The 18,284-nt window shown below is 54.6% G+C and carries 18 protein-coding genes; 6 read left to right on the forward strand and 12 right to left on the reverse strand.

The window, feature by feature from the left end:
- Nucleotides 1-2: 2 nt before the first annotated feature.
- Genes PSR62_RS00300 through PSR62_RS00310 form a run of 3 tightly spaced genes read right to left on the reverse strand, consistent with a single transcriptional unit; the run spans nt 3 to nt 1,825 of the window.
- Nucleotides 3-767, reverse strand: a complete 765-nt coding sequence (locus tag PSR62_RS00300) for a hypothetical protein (protein WP_274405837.1) — start codon at nt 765-767, stop codon at nt 3-5.
- Between the two features lie 2 nt (nt 768-769).
- Nucleotides 770-1,372, reverse strand: coding sequence for a hypothetical protein (locus tag PSR62_RS00305; protein ID WP_099260896.1), 603 nt, complete (start codon nt 1,370-1,372; stop codon nt 770-772).
- 24 nt (nt 1,373-1,396) lie between these two features.
- On the reverse strand, nt 1,397-1,825 hold the full coding sequence (locus PSR62_RS00310; protein WP_274405839.1) for a hypothetical protein: 429 nt from the start codon (nt 1,823-1,825) through the stop codon (nt 1,397-1,399).
- Between the two features lie 108 nt (nt 1,826-1,933).
- On the opposite strand from PSR62_RS00310, the gene PSR62_RS00315 reads away from it, so the two are divergent.
- Together PSR62_RS00315 and PSR62_RS00320 are read left to right on the forward strand one after the other, a co-directional pair.
- Nucleotides 1,934-2,998: a protein kinase domain-containing protein gene (locus PSR62_RS00315; protein WP_274405840.1), complete on the forward strand. Its 1,065-nt coding sequence runs from the start codon at nt 1,934-1,936 to the stop codon at nt 2,996-2,998.
- Nucleotides 2,995-4,002, forward strand: coding sequence for a CRISPR-associated protein Cas4 (locus tag PSR62_RS00320; protein WP_274405841.1), 1,008 nt, complete (start codon nt 2,995-2,997; stop codon nt 4,000-4,002). The genes PSR62_RS00315 and PSR62_RS00320 overlap by 4 nt, the downstream gene beginning before the upstream one ends.
- Here the strand turns inward: PSR62_RS00320 and PSR62_RS00325 are convergent.
- Nucleotides 3,997-4,989, reverse strand: a complete 993-nt coding sequence (locus PSR62_RS00325) for a serine/threonine protein kinase (RefSeq protein WP_274405842.1) — start codon at nt 4,987-4,989, stop codon at nt 3,997-3,999. The two genes, PSR62_RS00320 and PSR62_RS00325, sit on opposite strands and share 6 nt — an antisense overlap.
- A gap of 108 nt (nt 4,990-5,097) precedes the next feature.
- On the opposite strand from PSR62_RS00325, the gene PSR62_RS00330 reads away from it, so the two are divergent.
- Complete coding sequence (locus tag PSR62_RS00330; protein WP_274405843.1) at nt 5,098-6,459, forward strand: hypothetical protein; 1,362 nt, start codon at nt 5,098-5,100, stop codon at nt 6,457-6,459.
- Between the two features lie 53 nt (nt 6,460-6,512).
- On the opposite strand, the gene PSR62_RS25620 is transcribed toward PSR62_RS00330, so the two are convergent.
- Complete coding sequence (locus PSR62_RS25620; protein ID WP_443217336.1) at nt 6,513-7,547, reverse strand: DNA-primase RepB domain-containing protein; 1,035 nt, start codon at nt 7,545-7,547, stop codon at nt 6,513-6,515.
- Between the two features lie 189 nt (nt 7,548-7,736).
- On the opposite strand from PSR62_RS25620, the gene PSR62_RS00335 reads away from it, so the two are divergent.
- A complete protein-coding gene (locus PSR62_RS00335) occupies nt 7,737-7,979 on the forward strand; it encodes a hypothetical protein (protein ID WP_158231007.1) in 243 nt (80 codons plus the stop codon).
- Here the strand turns inward: PSR62_RS00335 and PSR62_RS00340 are convergent.
- From PSR62_RS00340 to PSR62_RS00350, 3 genes are read right to left on the reverse strand one after another with little or no spacing between them, the layout of a single operon-like run.
- A complete protein-coding gene (locus PSR62_RS00340) occupies nt 7,968-9,611 on the reverse strand; it encodes a hypothetical protein (RefSeq protein ID WP_099260888.1) in 1,644 nt (547 codons plus the stop codon). The genes PSR62_RS00335 and PSR62_RS00340 overlap by 12 nt on opposite strands.
- Nucleotides 9,608-10,444, reverse strand: a complete 837-nt coding sequence (locus PSR62_RS00345; protein WP_274405844.1) for a protein phosphatase 2C domain-containing protein — start codon at nt 10,442-10,444, stop codon at nt 9,608-9,610. The genes PSR62_RS00340 and PSR62_RS00345 overlap by 4 nt, the downstream gene beginning before the upstream one ends.
- A gap of 19 nt (nt 10,445-10,463) precedes the next feature.
- The gene (locus PSR62_RS00350) at nt 10,464-11,315 is read right to left on the reverse strand and encodes a vWA domain-containing protein (RefSeq protein WP_274405845.1); all 852 of its coding nucleotides are present in this window, start codon (nt 11,313-11,315) and stop codon (nt 10,464-10,466) included.
- 687 nt (nt 11,316-12,002) lie between these two features.
- Here PSR62_RS00350 and PSR62_RS00355 point away from each other — a divergent pair.
- Nucleotides 12,003-12,563, forward strand: a complete 561-nt coding sequence (locus PSR62_RS00355) for a hypothetical protein (RefSeq protein WP_274405846.1) — start codon at nt 12,003-12,005, stop codon at nt 12,561-12,563.
- Nucleotides 12,564-12,774: 211 nt separating this feature from the next.
- A complete protein-coding gene (locus PSR62_RS00360; protein WP_274405847.1) occupies nt 12,775-13,653 on the forward strand; it encodes a tyrosine-type recombinase/integrase in 879 nt (292 codons plus the stop codon).
- Here PSR62_RS00360 and PSR62_RS00365 read toward each other — a convergent pair whose 3' ends face one another.
- From PSR62_RS00365 to PSR62_RS00380, 4 genes are all read right to left on the reverse strand, one after another.
- Nucleotides 13,654-13,857 carry a hypothetical protein gene (locus PSR62_RS00365; RefSeq protein ID WP_274405848.1) on the reverse strand — a complete coding sequence of 68 codons (204 nt, stop codon included), beginning with the start codon at nt 13,855-13,857 and terminating at the stop codon, nt 13,654-13,656. It lies immediately after the preceding gene.
- A gap of 344 nt (nt 13,858-14,201) precedes the next feature.
- On the reverse strand, nt 14,202-14,966 hold the full coding sequence (locus PSR62_RS00370) for a hypothetical protein (protein WP_274405849.1): 765 nt from the start codon (nt 14,964-14,966) through the stop codon (nt 14,202-14,204).
- Between the two features lie 261 nt (nt 14,967-15,227).
- Entirely contained in the window at nt 15,228-15,365 is a 138-nt protein-coding gene (locus PSR62_RS00375) for a hypothetical protein (protein ID WP_274405850.1), read from the reverse strand.
- Between the two features lie 1,455 nt (nt 15,366-16,820).
- The gene (locus PSR62_RS00380) at nt 16,821-18,092 is read right to left on the reverse strand and encodes a hypothetical protein (protein ID WP_274405851.1); all 1,272 of its coding nucleotides are present in this window, start codon (nt 18,090-18,092) and stop codon (nt 16,821-16,823) included.
- Nucleotides 18,093-18,284: the final 192 nt, after the last annotated feature.

Genomic DNA, 18,284 nt, shown 5'->3' on the forward strand with positions numbered 1-18,284 from the left:
TCCTATCTTGGTTCGGGAATCAATGTGTCGAGACCGGGGACGACGAGGACTCGCACGGCGATGCTTTCCGTACCAGCCGGTTGTAGCCCGATCGACTGGAGCGGCCGCGACAATTGCTGTTGAAACGTCAGCCGCAACTTCGTGTCGATTTCGACGGCTTTAGATTCGTTGAACGTCAAGACGGTGAAGACGAACCGATCGTGGCGCAGGAAGTCATCGAACCATCGACGTTCTAAAAACCGCCGCATGACGGTGGAGCTCTGACGCACGAGTCGACGAACGTCAGTTCTGAGGTCGGTGACGAAGTAGCCAAGTCGAACGGTCTGTCCGACCTGCTCTGTATGAAACCGCTTCTTGGGCAGTCGCTCACGAATGTTCGGAAACTGCTCGGGAAATTCCTTGGGGTCAAGCAAAGATCGTCCACCGGCCAAATCAGCCGAGATGAACCAAGTCGTCGCATACCGTTCGGCGACCGCTTGCATTCCGAGCTTCCGCGACGCATCACGCGACACTCCGATCTGCCGACAACCTCGGGAAGTGAGTCGGTAGTACACTCGTTTCGCGTCGAGCTTCTCGGGACGGAGAAACCGATACTCGGGAGGGTGTCCGTAAAGCCTTCGCAATGTTGACTGGACCGCTGCGGGCTTCTGCCCGGCGAAACGCTGAGCCTGCAACAGCTCGGGTACAACCATGCCATACTTCGCTGCATCCCGGAGTATTCCGTAGTCACGTCGCGTCAGTCGGATCGAGGATTTGTTCTTGGTCATGTCTACCGCCACTCGTAAGCGACTCCCCGATTCGACCAAAACTGATGAAAGTCACGTAGACGAGCGGCCGAATAGTCTCCGACCAGTTCGATTGCCAACTGAGGTTTCTCAGACTCAGACATCAAGAACGCGTCGGCGATTTTTTCAGTCGTCGTTCTTGCGATATCGCGGCGGTAAATATCTTCGCTAATCCACTGACTCGCCGCGTGCTCAGCAGTGCGTCGAAGGTGGAAATAGATCGACGCGACGCCCAAGTCGTGAGATACTTGCCAAGGTTGGCGCAGCTTCCCTCCGATGCCTCCGACCAAGGCCGCCGCTCGTTCGGTCGCCCACACAACTGTCTGACTCTTTCGTTGTGATTGGCTCAAACGGCGTCTGCCCAAGTACGCGATGGAGCCGCTGTCGGGTGCTGATTGACCTGGCTGCCATTGCACGAATGGTTCGTCGCCGGCATCGATGACGGCGATGGTGAATCTTGCTGAGGCAAGCAGCCTTCGGCTCACCAACATTCGGACCATTCGCTCATTCCAACCTGCATCAGCCATCGACAATTGCTGTTGTGATGCAACGCGAAGTTTGCTTGTCAGTACTGAGAGCAAGTCCATTTCGGGTTTCCGGCACACTGCCACTTACTCACCGCAGGATGCTTGATCAGACGGACGCTTTCGGCTGCGTCGACGCGTCGCCGGCTTGACCGCCGTTTCTTCGGGCTTTTCCTTGTCGTCGCGCCCATCCGCCAGCAACCCGGTCGATGAGGCCGCACCGCCGACCGATTCCAGTGCTTGTGTGATCGAGCCACCTGGTGCATCCATGCTCATCATCGCGGCCCGTTGGCGAAGGAGCGCCGCAAGATTAGGGTTGCCCTCCGCCTCGTAACGTTTTGCTTGCTGCTCGAGTCGCTCAAGATTCGCCACGTCTTGAAGAATCGTGTCGGCTTCAACATCAGACGCCACGCTCCGCCAAAGGAAGGCTTGCATCCGTTGTTTCAACACGTCGCGGAAGGTTTCTAGCACAGTCACGGGTCGCTCCGGGGTACACTGGGTGGAATGAGTGGCCATGATCTTGCCAAAACTCGTTTGCGCTCAGGAGTGTTAGATGGGTGCATTCTCGACACGCAGCCGGAGGGACCATCGATGGTGATACGAGATCAGAATTCTGACGATTCGATGCCGACACTCGACGGCACTGTGCGACTCAACCCGCACGTCATGAAACGGCTATTGCTCGGTCGCGGATGGACCCTTCGCGACTACTGCAAGCACACCGAAACGCAGATGCGAACAGCAAAAAAGGTCTTTCGGAACGAATCGGTGCAAATATCGACGGCGCGATTCGTTGCCGATGTGTTTGATGTGGCGATGCTAGACATCGTCGATGTTGACGAATACACGCCGAAAGCAATCGCCTCTGGCTCGAAAGCTGAGCTAGGCACGGGTGAATGGATTGTCGGAAAGGCACTATCTCCGGTAGTGACAATCGCCAACGGTTTGCAGTATCGCGTCTTTGCAATGAATCATGCATTTGAGCCGAACCGCCGTGGTCGCGGGAAGCGTTACGAATTTCATGAGCGAAGCGATGAGGACAAGGAACGAACGAGGCACGCTATGTCGCGACACCTCTCAGTTTGCGAACGGCTCGCACCAAATTCACATTTCCCGACATGCTATTCGACGTTTCCAGATCAAGACCGCGACACTTGGTGGGTGATTGACCAATGGATCAATGGCCTGGACTTGGACGATCGGCTGGGCCACGGTCCTCTGGACTCAGCCAACCTGAATGACATCGGCAAGCAGCTTGCTGAAGCGATCGTAGCCGCGCACAAAGCGGACGTCATTTTGCGAGAGCTCAGCCCAAATTCGATCGTGCTCAAGGACGACGCCAATGATCTTGTCCTCACCGATTTTGAGTTGGCAAAGCTGACCGAAGACTATCCGACTGTTTCTGCGGACGAGTGGCCCGAGAGTGCGTATCGCGCCCCAGAAGTTGGCGCAGGCGAGATCGATGGTACTGTTGATGTGTATTCCTGGGGACGAATCATGACCCAATCAACGCTTGGAAGCCTACCCGAACGCGGTGCAGAATTGAGCAAGCTCAAGTTTTGGACAGGATCGAAAGATTGGGTTGAACTACTTGCCTCTTGCACGCAACTTCAGCGAACGAAACGCCCACAGCAAATGACGGCCATCCTTGAAACGGTTGTTTCGCTACGGGAGGCAATGGACAGTTGAACCAGACACAATATGCCGCATCGAGTCCGTCACTGAGCGTCCACGAGTTGTCACAGTATCAATACTGTCCCCGTGCCGGTCTGTTGGCGCATGAAGCTCCTTTTGATGAAGCTGGCGAAGACTGGCCGAAAATTCGGTTGAGCTATCTGCCTAAGTACAACCTGGCGGAGATTGAACGCTGGATTTCGGTCGTGACCATCGTGCTCGTCGGTGTTATCGTCGCGACGGGGGTCGCTCTTGGCTGGGTGTTGTTGGCGACGCTGCTCGCAAAGCCTGATGCGGTTGGCTTCGGTTGGTGGGCATTCGGCTCAGCCTTTCTGGCAAGTCTTGGTGTTCTATACCTGATCGTGATGCTTGTACGCCGTCGGCGTGAGGCGTTGGGAACCAAGCCACGCGAGCCGGAATTCACAAGCGAAGAGCCGGTGTCGATTCATTGGTGGGAACTGCGGGCCGCGGGATATCAGCCGCGAAGCCCGCCTAAGTTCGACGATGAAGAACTATTGAACCTCCACGGCAAGCCATGGGTTGTGCTAGTGCGTGGCGACCACTGGATTCCAGTTTTACGGATGCGAGGTGAATCTGAAACCATTCATGCCAATCATATGTTGAGAATTGCCGGGTATCGCTATCTGATTGAAGTCAATACACACTACGAAACGCCATATGGCTTGGTACTCTTGCCAAATAGTCTTAAGGCGAAAGCCGTTCCGGCCAGTGCTTTGAATCAAGAGGAGTTGAGAACCGTGATCGCGGACTTTAGGCAGCTCATTGATAGTCGCCGGGCACCAGAGCCTCCGACTCGGCAATCGCTCTGTGATAAGTGCTTCTTTGGATTGCCGCACCGCTACGTCATGAATCGGTCGGAAACCTATTCGGAAGGACAGCCGCTGCCGCCGTTAACCGTAAAGGTCGCCGGTAAGTATTGGCACTCGAAGTGTGGTGATCGATTTCGCTGGCACACACCACCGACGCGTAAGTTTGCAGACCTTGCTGAGCCGTCATGATGGGCGTTCTTTGCGTTCGAAAAAAACGACGCACCTATCAGCAACGTCTGCAATCGTCGACTCAAAACGCGAAGCGGATTCGGCTTGTCGCAGTACCTGCGTGACATGGTCGATGGCGTCGCGCCATGCGTTTGATGTTGCGAACCGACCATCCGGATCGAGCGATAGGCCTTCTCGCACCACATCGTCAATGACTCGCCACGCTCGCCTGGGAAGTTGTCGGCGTTGATTCGACTTCGCGCTCGGTGCTTCGTAAGCACGCTCGAATCCTTTTTTGTATTCGGCCCATCCCGCTCTACCGCCCATTCCTTGAAACGGCAGTTCACCCGTCAGCATTTCGAAGAGAACGATCGACAACGAAAACTGATCCGATCGAACGGTGACCTGCTGATTCGATTGTAATTCTGGGGCGGCATATCCGACCGTGTTCCCGTCGCCAGTTGCACGACGTTTCGCGGCCGTTTCGTCCCATGCGCTTCCAAAGTCAATTGCTCGCAGTCGCTTGGGCTGAGATTGCAAGACTAAGTTCGCTGGCTTGATGTCGCCGTGGACGCAATTCGCGAAATCATGGAACTGACACAAGCTGTGTGCAAAGCCGGCGAAAAGCGTCCAGCTCATGTGAGCCGTGGGCCAGTGGTTGCGTTGAGTGCGGGCGTGCCCCAAATGCTGGGCCAGTGATTCTCCGTGAATCCAGTCGGTGAGAACCCATGTGGAGTCGTTGCGTTTATCGACGTCGATGATTTGCGTAAAACCCGGGAGTCGGTTCGCGCGGCGCAATACTCGAAGCTGCTGCTGTGTGTGTGCCGAATCTGGCAGAACGTGGATGACACGTAAGTCGTGTGACGCAGGATCGAAAACCTGCATCTTGCGTCGCCCTCGATTGCCCAAAGAGGCGGTCACCCAGTAGTGGCGACCACGCAAGCGAACCGTGTCTTGAACGTCATAGCTGCGGTTTCGACAACGAATGGTTTCGGGCGGACGACGCAAGACTCTTATCGGGGGAATCAAGAATTTGGAACAGGAATCGGGTTCGTCTAGAATATCCCTATCTTAATCCCGATTCCATTTTCCCTTCTTTGCGAGTGTCCGCGCCCCGTGGCTGAGCATTTTCCTCCGGCTGACGACGATCAGCACGACATCAAGAGTCCCGACGCGGAATCGGAATCCCCTCCAGTCGACGGTCCGCGAGCTGTGTTTGCGGGTGTGGCCGCATTGACCGTTATGGGGATCGGGGCCTTTGCCATCCGCTTGATGCTGGAAACGACATCGCCGCCCAGTCGTGATGCAAGCGCGGCATCTGCGTCCCATGATCCATCCGATGAAACTTATGTGGAACGAGCAACGCCTGATGGAATTGTCGCAGTGAGGAAGCAACCTGTTTCGGATACGACGAAGGTGCGGCAAGAGGAACACTTGGCGATTCGCAGTTCATCAAACATGCGGATCGTCCTTCAACGCGACAAACTACTTGAATCCCTTGACCGACTGATACTTGAACACAACAACTGGGTCAAGTATTCACCCGAACTGATTGGTAGCGAAATGGGGCACCAAATTGCGTCAGATGAAGCACTTGTCGAACGATTCGCTGCAGTGATTGATCGCGACGTGCCGACGGAATCTGAACTGAACAGCTTTCGCGATCGATTCATCACGCTTTCCAAAGTAGTGGATTCCCTTGCGAGCGATGCCTCCTACGAGCCGTCGCGTGATTTTGATGAAGCGATCCGAGTTCTATCGGAGGAAGTGGAGACTGCTTTAACAGTTGTCGCATCGAGACGGGAAGATGCCAATGCGATTGGTCGGATGGCTTTGAGCCTCGAACCAGCAGAGCAAACCCTTTCCGACGCTATCGAGAAACTCAGACAACGGTGGATCGCTGCACGAATTGAAACGGTCGCGAATGCAGAGCGAACCGCCAACGCAGAGATGGTAGATCAACTTGCAGCGAAGAAGATGGAGCAAACACGCCTCAAACGAGAGATTGACTTGGCGAGACTCGACAGTCAGAGTGCTGAGTTGATTGAGACGAAAGCCGATCTGAAGCGAATTGCGGAAGATAAGGAAGCAGAGCGAAAACGAAGGGCACGCTTGGCCGTACTGGAGTCGGAATTTGATCGCGACCTTGGACAAATAACATCACTGCTAAAGCCGTTCATCAGCCATGGTCGCACTCAGCCCGGATCGCGGGGTTGGCGATCAGATGCAACATATGGTCCGGTATCGCTCTCGAAGTTGAGGTCCGCCGGACTACTGGAGGATACAGTTGAATCGAGGCAGAATCTCTACTATTTGACTACCGGAAACCGCTACAACGATCGGGAACATGGTGCGTTCCCACGTTACGTCGGGGGTGCTGGGGATTGGCAGCGGAAACATCCCACGATCGAGCGAGCCCAAGACTTGCTGCAAAAGTACGGCGAGTTGATGGTAGACAAGAACATGCTGGCACCGTAGGAATGGCGAGCCGATGATGGTTGAAAAACCAGCCCGCACCGCGACACTGGCATCTACGACTGAATAGCAATCAATGCATTGCGAAACGTCGTCTCAAAGTAGGAATCGCCGCGATCCGCAAATTTGCTCTGAGATGCGACCGCTTGCCGAATCTCTTCCTTGCCGTACCCAGCGCGCAAGAGCGAGCATACTATCGCGAAGTCCCGCTTGCTTCGATCGTCCGTGGTTACTGCTAGACGCTGAGTCAGCGGATCAGTTGTTCGCGGTTGATTTGCGAACGTCCTCCGTACTCTCCCGTCCTGCAACGATTGGGGCGACTGTCGTTTAACCTGTGGGGGAAACGATTCGATAGCAAAGCGACAATCCGGATTGCAGACTCGCAACGAGCATCGAGTGGGCTGAGCGCCATTGCGAGCGTTCTTTACATTCAAAAACCCTGGAAGTCGCAGTAGTCGGTTTGCGTCACACGTCGCGTCACAACCGAGTTGCTTGTAAAGCCGTCTAAGTCTCGCTTCAAGCAAGTCCCGATCGAACGGCAACGAAATATCGAGCGTCTGATCCAGTAGCCAGTAGAGGTGATTGCCGTTTCCGCTATCGATGATGATGCTCGGGTGAGGAACCCCAGTCTCTTCGCAACGCCATTTTGCTACTTCCGACGTTACGTTGTCCATGTCTGCCCAAAGGCACCGAGTCTTTACGACATCCGTTTTGCGACCACGACCGTGGGCAACCCTTGGGTTCACGCCAAAAAAGATGTTGGCGTTGTGCATCGTGTTCAGCCTATCCAGATAGCGAAGCTGTTCAACGAATCCGTCTTTTGCAAGCCACCTACGCTCGCTTCGCAACACTCGCGACTTCCGTTTACCTGAATCGCCATCGGTCCAAATTTCTATCGGTCGGACCTCGATTATTTCCCCGGCTCGAAACAGCATGGAACAAAGGAGAGCTGCATCGTTAAGACGAGAAGTGTTAGACATAGTCGCCTCATATTGAAAACCTCTTTGAAAACCGTTGACCATCACCGGCGTGTCGCAAACGTCGATTCGCGAGACTCCGGCATGTTTGTCCCTTCTGCTCGGTCCCCTCATGACTTGGCTGTCAGATTTACCACGAAAACGCTGAACAAATCAAAGTTGGATTGCTGACGCAATCAGTGGACAATCGATCCAAAACCGTGCTATTGAGTCAGCATTGTCAACTGCATCGCCATCAGCGAGGTAACAGTAATGCAAACGCAAGAAGCACACCAAGTACAAGACGAAACCAACCGCCCGGCAATGACGCAACGTCATGGTCGCTTGACATTGACCATCTGGCCAAATCAAACGGAAAAGGGAACGCGATATTCCACAGAGATCACGCGAACTTGGAAGGATGGTGAAAACTATCGCACCACCAGTCGGCTGGACGAGCGAGACCTGCTGGTCGCGGCCCGGCTGGCAATCATGGCCGACGACTGGGTCAACGCGGCACGGCAAGCCGACTGGGAACACGCCAGGCAAAATGGCTCATCGCCATAGCCACCATTTCACGAAACGCGCGGTGCCGAGAAACGTGCTGATCAGTAGGACCAGCGACAGCGGCCAGCCAATGGCCTCGGGTACGGTCGATGGCACCGCGTCTCCATCATGAAACAATCTCACGGCTGCTACCAAGACGAAGGCGAACAACGTCGCTGCGAAAAGAAAGAGGTGCATCACAATCGCACCGCCCTTCGCGCCAAGCAAGACGCTCGACAAGATTGGGTCGCTAGTGAGTCGTTGGAACTGCGAATCACTCGTCATCAGCCGAGCGGATGCGACAAGGCTTGCGATGATTGTGGTCGCGTACAACATCGCGTTGAGTGGACCGTGGTGCAGTGATTCATAGACCGGCTCCATTGGCTGGAACGCTAGAAGAAATCCGACGAACAGGAAATGGTACGCGAACAAGAGTGGCATGAAGCACAAAGCGAACCTTCCAGCAAAAGCTGGTAGGTGTTGTACAACCGCCGGGCCGTTTTCGCGGGCAAATGATGAAATGTACTCCCAGGGGTCGGGCTGCGGCTGTCGAGGCGACGCGTTGCTCCGGCTCCGCTTTTTCCTCTTTTCTCGCGGAAGGATCGGTTCGGAGACGCTGCCGTCTGGATACTGATTCGTTTCAAAATTCGGCATCGCTACTGGGCGATCTTGCAAAGGATCAGCGACGTTAGCGTGGGGCTCCGCGATTTTGGGGATGGCGAGGCCCAAAGCCCGCGCGAGTTGGCAACTCGTTGGGCGATCTGATTCGGGACAATCGAAAACACTTGTATCTAGCAGGTGCGGTAGTCCAAGTTGTTCGGCCAACGGTTTCACGGAGGTCAACGTTGTATTGCGTTGTTGCCAACTTCCCGGGGCATCCGCGGGGGGATCGTTTTCCGAAAACGCAAGTAGTTCGAGAAGGAGCATGTCGCGGGCGCGCCGATCGGAATAGGCAAAAGCATGCTCATCGAGACATTCTTCCAGGTCTTTAGGGCAATAACCTGACATTCCTGTGACGCCTCCATCACCGATCGAGATGCGAGGGTCATCTAGCGTTGGTGATGTTTGGTAAACGAATGCGTCGAAGTCGATCAAGTTGACCTTTCCGGTCCTTGCATCCAAAATCAAATTGCGGTCGGTCAAATCGCCATGGACGAAACCTTTCGTGCCAATCTCCTCAAAAGCCGCCAACGTCGCGACTAGATTCTTGGCTGCTCGAACTCTATTTATTGGTGTCGGTAGTCCGTGAACGGCATCTACTCTCCCGTGAAAAGCCCACTTTACACTTCTCCAAGTCTGGCCTGGCACCGCGTCATGAAACGTAGCGATGAAATCGAAATCGCAACCGCTCGGACGACCGTATTGCTGAGTCGTTACCCAAGCATGAGGAAGCCCGCGGAATAGTTCAGACTCTTGAAGAACATGTTGACCAATTAACCATTCGGTTCGATGAATGCGAGCTGGTGACGTGCGGTGAGGCTGAATGAAACGAAGGTAGGCAACCGTCTCGCCAGATTCGCCAGACATTTCACAAACCGACGCTTCCCCACCGCCTGCGACTTCGCCAAAAGACAAAGGCCAACCATCGAGTTCCCAAACTGTGCCATACAGCTCTTGGAGCTGCCGTTTACTTACATCAACCCAGTCCGTCATGGCGAGATCACTGCCAGCGTCTGATTGTCGTCACTAGCACCAGATCGAATCGAAAACTGGAGTAAGTCAGTCGCCACTGTGCATCGGTCGCGATCGACACAGCGACGCATGACGTCGATCGCCTGCGAACAATCGCGCTCAATCGAACCGGTCACACCATCGGTGAACAAGTAGAGCTGATTTGCCGAAGCGAACTGGTGGCGATATTGGGGCTCGGCAACATTTGTCATTGCTCCCAAGCAGGTCACTGGGCCCGAACTTGATGGAAGATACATCATCGGAACGCATCCGCGATCAAAGTCGCGAACAAATCCACCATCACCGATACCGTCCAAGAAAATCTGATCGCCAGCCTGCCAAGCGATCATCACCGTCGTCTGAAAGAGTCGGCCCGCTTGAACGAATCGAGTCCAATGGCTTTCCGGCACTTGATCTGGGCGACAAAGGCGAGCGTCACCCAATATGCGTTCGCCAATTGCGAGAAATGTTTCAGCACACTCCGAGATTGGGCTGCGTTGCTTCTGGTCCTCGGTCCGGACGAGCGCAGCAACGGACGCGTAGCAAGCTAGTCGGCTGCCCAGCTTTGACTCGAACGATGCGCTGACGCCATCCGCGATAGCGACTGCCCACTTGATATCGCCGTCGCCAAGGGGAACGAACGCGAGGAAAGAGTCGCGATTGGTTTCCTTGTTTCCGTGATCGGACGCGACTGAGAGCACCGACTTGCCCGTTTCAAGAAAGCCGGGTGATTCCAGAACGGTTCCACGCTCGGCCAAAGCATCGCTGTTGGCGGAAATCGTGTCAGACAAACTTTCAAGTAGAGGACTTTCCATCTTAGTTCGCAGGCCCTTCCTAACGCGGCCGTCGTTTTCGCTCGAGATCGCCGACGGCCCGGAAGATTTCAGCGGCAGTAGACGATCCAGAACTCGCTGCCTTCGACAGGAACTGTGCCAACATGGATGCATTCGATACATCGAAGTACGCAGGTCGGTTTGATTCGTCGTCAATGCTCGCCAAACGCTTCAACAAGTTGACGTCAGGCTGATCGCCGCCAAATTCTATTCCGACCGTTAGAATAAGTGGCGGCGCGCCGATGGACAGTTTCATCGTTTTGATGCGATCGGCGATAGGAATAGGGTCATGATTCTTCGCTTTGTCGAATCCATCCGACATAAAAATCACAAGCGGAACCGGGTGTGCCTTCGGCATCTCATGGAAGCGGAGATAGTTCTTCTCGTAGTGCTGTAGCACGGCCTCAATCGTCCAAAGTGCTCGGTAGTACTTCGTGCGATCTGACGTCCCGGCAAAGTCAATCGAGTCGGCAGGGAAATCAAGGATCGGCACACCGAAAGTTTCTTTGTCGTAGTTGACGTACGTGCCGAATGAAAACACCACCACATCAAAATCAGAACTTCCGTCGCATTGCACCACCATTTCAGCAAGCATGTCTTTGACGGCGTTCGTTGCGGCCTCGGCCTTTCCGTCATGCGACATTGAACGGCTATCATCGACAGCGAGTATCACTAGCTGCGGACTGAAGCCCCTGGCTTGCCGCTTGTTCGGGTCAACACGGCCTGCATACTTTGGAAGCGGAATCGGCGCGTGGAAAATCGAGTCGTAATCAATATCGACTAAGTCTTCGGGCCGTACGACGGTCGAGGAATCGACGGATTCATCGTATTTGTCAGAACGATTTCGTGACATCTCTATACCTCTTGAAGTTGTCGAGGGATGCGGTGGAGTCCATGAGCGGAACGGATTCGCAGACGATGCTGCTCCGGACCAAGTGCTGTGATGCTCGTGTCGATGTGATTGGCAACGTTGGTCGGAGTCGCATTGCGGTTTGCAAATCGACTAGGCCAAATGACCAGATTCTACTCGCCAGTAGAACGCTCCGAGGAACTTGAGATTGGCGAGACCAGTCACTGGGGTTGTTGTTCGACGAATCTTGCCCAAAAAAATGGAATATCCACCCAAAACCGGGGCGGTAAGCCGATCAACTCAAACGTCGTTGCCGGAGGTGGCCACCTTTATCCCACGACCCCACCACTGAAGCTCGCCGAAAGGCTCGCGTCATCCCCGGCTGAGGAAGCAACCCTTCTCCGCCGCATCCGGCTCCACCTGTTCGCTCCGCATCACGAGAGTCCAGGTCCGCTTCGCTCTCCACCTGGACACTCGCTCACTGCGCCCACCTAACACCCACCTGCCGGCTGCGGCTCCGAAGCGTTGCTGTCCTTTTTTTATGCTTCCTATTGCGTGGGCCTCGCCAGGGATGACTGTAGGAGGCCCACTCAACAGGAAGCATGTTGTTGATTTGGGTCTCCGATTCGATTCAGCCAGTTTGAACGGCTGATGTAATGTTGAAACGTAGAAAGAACAGGAGCCAAGACCATGGCCATTACCGTAAGAGAAAAGGAACATTGGAAAGAACGAATCATTCGCAAGATTGACCAAGCGATTGAGGCGATCTGCGCAGCAGAGAACCCGAACTTTCTGGAGAAGATTCGCAAAGAAGCGAACGACCAGGCGTTGGAGTCGCTGGGCATTGCACATTTGGTGAAAGAAATCAAGTCACTCGGAACGCAACGGGAAACTCTCGATATTGAGCGTCGTAACATTCTCAAGCAGGTGCTTGCGAAGATTCAAGGCGTGGACGTTGAGTCGCTTACCAAGATCGTCCATTCGTTTAGAGACTACGAAATTCAAGCGGCAGTCAATCGACGCGCTGCCTTGATGGAAACGGAGTTGTTGGCCGAAAACGATATTGGCAAGCGGATTCTGAAGTTGCGTGAAGAGAAGGAAGAATTGCTCGACACCGTTTGGCTCGCAACATCGCCCAAGCAGGTCAAGCAATTGTGGCAAACTGTTTCCGATGTGTTGAAACAAGAGCCGACTGACTTGCAGCGTGAAGCGATGGGAATCGAGCCATTGGATGAACCGAACGAGAAGTAAGCAGTTGGACCGGTCGCACGATGCGACCGGTCCATTTTCTGTGTTGCCACTAGGTCTAATTTGTGAGAATGTGCAGCTCGCGATAAACGGGATTATCGTGCATTGACCGAGATCGCCTGTGACCACAAAACCAGACTATTTTCCTACCACAATCGAGGCCGAATTATCGACGTCCGTACTCGATTCGCTTACGGCGATTCCGGAGGAAAGCGTGTGGCTTGCCAAACTCAAGAGCCGGCGAACCCAGACTGCCTACAGACGCGACGTCGAAGATTTCATGAGATTCGCGGGAATCACTTCGTCCGAACAGCTACGCCGAGTTGACCACCGACCCGTGATCGCTTGGGAATCGCACATGCGCGAGTATCAACAATTGAAGGCTTCGACGATCCGACGTCGGCTTGCCGCTCTATCAAGTCTCTACAAGCACCTCGTTCAACATGGCGTGGTGCGAAACAATCCCGTGCGTGATGTCGAGCGCCCGCGAGTTAGCCGCAATCAGGGAAAAACGCTTGCATTTTCCCAGCGTCAGGCTCGGCGATTGCTGGACGCTCCGTCACCGCACACAATTCAAGGATTGCGAGACCGAGCGATTCTGGCCATCGGGTTGCAGGTCGGACTTCGGCGGGCTGAAGTTGCTCGCTTGCGTGTCCGCGATCTTCATCAGAATCGTGGACTCGATTCGATTTGGGTCAATCGCAAAGGTGGGGCGTGTGAATCGGTGGCCATCCATCCGCAGGTGGCCAACCGAATCCGAGATTACCTGAGGGCCACAGGCCATGAAAATCAGACCGAGACAGCGATGTTTAGGCCTCTTCGTGGCAATGGAAAATGCGGACCTCCGAATCGTGCGTTACACCCGGACGCTGTCAACCGTATCCTGAAGAAGTACAGCCGTAGCTTGAAACTGCCGGCTGGATTCTCCGCCCACTCGATGCGCGCCACGTTCATCACGACAGCGCTCGACAATGGCGCGAATCTGGAAGATGTCCAGCGGGATGTCGGACACGCGGACCCATCAACGACCAAGCTGTATGACCGTCGCGGCCACAATCCAGAGAAGAGTGCGTCTTTCTTCGCGAGCTACTGACTACCGGATCATCTCAGCGACTGCCCTGAAAATTGATCGATCGAACAGTCGATAGTCAATCACCGCGGCGATGACCGCACCGGCGGTGATCAGGAAGCACATTCGCGTCCTGCTTGATTCAGGTTTCAACACGTATCCACTCAAGTTATCTCGCCAGGCACGAGTGGTCTGGACGATCGGTATTCCATTTCTTGATTGATTCATGTCGCTATCGTTGCCACAGTTTCGCTCTGGACGCAACCATCGCGAACACACGGGCCACCCATTCCCTCCGTCTCGGTCACCACCGAGCTAATTGTGAGCGATTGAAAACGATGCTTTTCATTGGGAATCAATTTGTGGTACACGGATTGAATGCGCAACGCTTACGTAGGAATCGCCAACTCTGGGAATCTTGAGTGTCTTCATGCCGAGGACACTCACACGATCAAGTTCCTGCGCCGACGCATCGAGCGCCGGAAGCGAGCCGGTGATGTCTGCTTTTGGGCCGTGCTGGATGTTCGATTCGCGTCGGTGATCACGATGGAACTTTCGAGCGGAAACCATGCTCAGGCTTTCACACTCTTACAGGCACTCGCGGACGACATCGGTCGTATCCTGCCGGAAGTGGTCGATCCACTCTCCGAAGTGGTTGCCGAATAGAGGCTGCTGTTCGCGTCGTCGACCGTCAGTTCTTGACCAAACGGCTTGGTAATTCTGCGACGCACCGGGATGCACTTGTAATCGAGCGCCGCGAAACCCGCCGCCTTGCGCTTTCGATTCACTGCTCTCAGAATGGTCAACAGCTGCTCTCGGACCGGGCGGTAAGGCTGGAAGCAAACGCTGCGGAATTCGTCTTCGAGTTGATCTTTCCTCCGTCTCAACGCCAGTTCAAGCAGGTGAGCTCGCAGCGCTGTTGCGGTGCATTTGTCGATCCTGACCAGGGTGTGCCATTTACCAGTCCGACCGCAGGCGGTGCGGCGAACCGAGTACCCTCCGAACTGAATTCCTATGCGACGACAGTCACGCAACTGTCGGCCGGAATGAGACTCGAAGAACGCGTGTTGACCATGAGTTGCGACGAGAATGAACTGCCGCTCGTAGCGAAGATAGTGAACCGATGCGAAGCCCGCTTGTTTGCGGCGTGACCTCTCCCAACGTTTGCAGTCTATTCCGTAGCGATCAATCAGTTTCGCATCAATCGACTCAGGATACTTTCCGTCCGGGATTCTTCCGGTGACGTAAAAGTAGTGACCCGTGTTTACGTATCGAACCAGTTGTTCAATGAAACCGTCGATGCTGGCCGCGACGTAGCGGTACTTCCAAGACGCCATTACTGCTCCGACGCGTTGATTCTTGACAAAATGATGAGGAGTTTGTTTGTGGCACAAATCTCCTCGAAAAGCCAATCGTCATTCGATCGAAATCCTCCTCTAAAACGTGGCGCAAATCCCGAGGCGTGTGCAGCCGGCTCCGCATCCTGCTTTGCCGAGCACACTCAACTGGCGAAGTAGCTCACGCGTCTGCGAAGCCCTGTTTCTTCGTTACAGTTGGTTAATACCTCTTCGTTGCATTTCAAGAACCTTTGACCGACGCTACTCGCACGGGTAGCGTTGGTCGTCAGTACGTCGCCACAGGCGGTAATCTCTCCCGAGATTCTCGCGTGAAGCCACATTCAGGTCCTCTTCCAAGAAACCGACTTTGCCCGATTGCAAAGCCGGTATCGACAGCATGGGTCTTTCGTACGAAAAACCGCGTCGTCCCTTTCGTCATTGCCATGCGCATCAAGGCATCACCCTTGATACGGCAAACGGTTCAACTGTCCGAGGTGATTTACCGCAACTTTCGTTCGGTAATGATTGGACAGCAATTTACGACTGCCTTGCCGTGCGCGTTCGGACCTCATCCCGACGCGTCTGAGTCTTCGCCCAGAACACCGCTCCGGCTCCCGCCGGACTTCTACTCAGGACACACTCCCAGAACCACGTGTTGGCAATTTGCCAGCGAGAGCTAACCCCGCACACGCAGCCCCTTCCCCGTTTCGTAGCCATCATCATCTCGAAGCTCACGTCGCTACGTCGTGTTACCGACCGGACACAGTGGTATGTCTCAGGCTCCCGCCCGAGCATAGTTTCCAACATCCGATTGCTCGGAAGTTGATTTCAGGAAAGCGAAACAAGAAGCCTTTCCTTACCCATCCGCTGTGCCTTTTCACAGTTCGGCACCGTCTTCTTCGAGACTGACTGGCAAGCGTTCTCACGCCTTTCATGGTTGAGCTTTTCGCGTTCCAGGTTTTGACTGGATACCCGAAGGCCGCTAGACCCTCGGCATGACGGGCGTTACCCGTTCATGACTCCCCACGCCAGCGAAGTTGAACGAAGCTGGTCGACAACAACTGTCATCGACCGCACTGCTGAGATTGAACTCTCAGTCAGTTAGCTCACGAACCCCTTCGGCGGGATTTGCCGTGTTTACGAACTCGCAAACACTGGCGCACCCGGAGATGACAGAGCAAACGCTCAAGTCACCTCGCTGCAAACATGCAGCCTTTGATTGACCACGGCCTATCAGTTCGGAACGTCCGAGCCGACAGGTTTTCCACGGTCGCCCTCTTTCACTATTGAATTTGAAAAGAAATCGAGTCGAATCATGGGGTTGTGTCTCAGCGTCATGCCAAGGATTTAGTCCATGAAGCCCTCGTCGATCACAGCAAGCCCGATCTCCAGGCACTGCGCTCTACGCGGAAGAACGTGACGGATAGCGACTCCCGTCCCCTTCAGTCGGCTGATGAGGCCAACGTTCCGGGTTGTTCCCGACCCATGCCATCGAACAGAAACGTTGTTCGTATTCTGACGATCACGAGGTTGTTAGTCCCGCAAGCCGGACGCTAGCGTACTTCTAGTCCCCGATCATCTAGGAGGGGCTGCCTATCGTGCATCGAACTAAGTGCGTGTCGCTTGCGTCACTCTTCGGGAGATCGGACGTGTCGGCTGCGTCACGTTTCCGCGCTCGCCACGTGTCGCTTGCGTCACTCTTTTTCGGATCGCAAGCCTGGCGAACCATCGCAAGTGGCTAATTTGGTTGGGATTTTCGTCGCGAGGTTCCTGCCGCCTACAACGGCCAAAGTACCTGTTTACAAAGTACCTCGAAAACAAAAGACTCGATTCTGGAATTGAGTTGAATTCCACTCACTTCACAACGGTTTTTTCCAACGCCGGCAGCAACCCGGCCTCAATGACTTCGGCCAGCACGTTGGAAACACTCAGTGGCTTGGCGTTGGGAGGTCGCTCCGATTCAGGGCCGCCTAGATTGGCGTTAGCGAGCGATTCTCGTTTTCGCAGGTCGAGCCACCAGTCTGGTGGAGTTCTCGTTCCCTCGGACGCGTGTTGGACGTTGTGCATGAAGTAGGCTTGCGGGCTACGCTTGAAAAATGGGCGGCCCTTGTGTTCGACGGCGGCCAGCGTCACGTCGGACCACTGCTGAATCAAATGCTCATCAAACTTGTGCAAAATCCGCTGGCACTCGTGTTCGGCGAAGCCGATTGACCGGAGCGGCTCAGCGAGTGGAGATTCGATTCGATTTGACATGGGCCGGGCGACCTTCCTTCCGAAGAACTTGCCTTTTGAAAATCGAACGGTGAATTCGCCCTTTGCGCGGTTTTGAAAATTCGCTTCGCCAGCGATGATGTCACGAAGACGCAGCCGTTCGGCGAGCTTTGCGATTCGCACCTTGATTTCGGACGTTCGCAGCGAGTCGGAAAAACCGAGTACGTTGGTGCCCAATTCCCGGATGTCGATCGCCGGCGTCGTGCGATACCTCCAGAACAGCTTGTGGAGCAAAAGGAACAGGCGCCGACTCGCAGGGTCTAGCTCCGTATACACGTCGAAATCGAATGCCAACACACTGCGTGCCGCCAGACAATACTCGAAGAAGATCGGGTCCCAGGAAATCTTCCACACCCGTGATGAATCTCCATCCATCGGTAGGCTGTAACTCAGAAAACCGAAACTGACCCGACGATGCTCTCCCCGAAGCGGGTCATAAAACGCATCGTTTCGGTAGGAAACCAGCGACAATCGTTCCAGTGATTCTGCGAGTTGTTGGTATTGCCGGCCGCCACGACGCCGGGAGTCGATTTTGCCGAGCTGCTTCAAGCAGTAGTGTCGTGTCGCGAAAAAGTTCGCCGATGGCTTGGGTTGTGACAGCGTCAGTGAGAGAAGGCCCCACAGAAAGAACTCGTCTTCCGTCGACAATCCGCCTGGGCAAGTCACGCGGACCGATGCTTGCTTGCGTTTTTTGTCTTTCGAGTAGCCGTAGCTTGTCTTGTGAACGAAGTTCTCTCGCAGCGATGCCCTTGCATCGAGCGGACACAAGCAGTGCTCGATCAGCGTCAACTGTCCGACGGCAGCTCGCAATGTCGAGCACTTGGTGGTTTGTTTTGGTGATTTTGTTGCGGCCATAACCCTCGGTGATTCTTACCAGTCGACCGTACCACGCAAGCTGTCGTGGCGCGAGCATTTTCGTGTGGGAATCCCGATGACATGGATGCCAGAATGCCGTCATTGACGGAATTCTGTAAAGGCTGGCATTACGGAAAAGCGGCATTACCTGAAAGCTTGAATCACCGGAATGCCAGAAAGTCCGTGACGGAT

The sequence above is a fragment of the Rhodopirellula sp. P2 genome (assembly GCF_028768465.1).
Classification (GTDB): Bacteria; Planctomycetota; Planctomycetia; order Pirellulales; family Pirellulaceae; genus Rhodopirellula.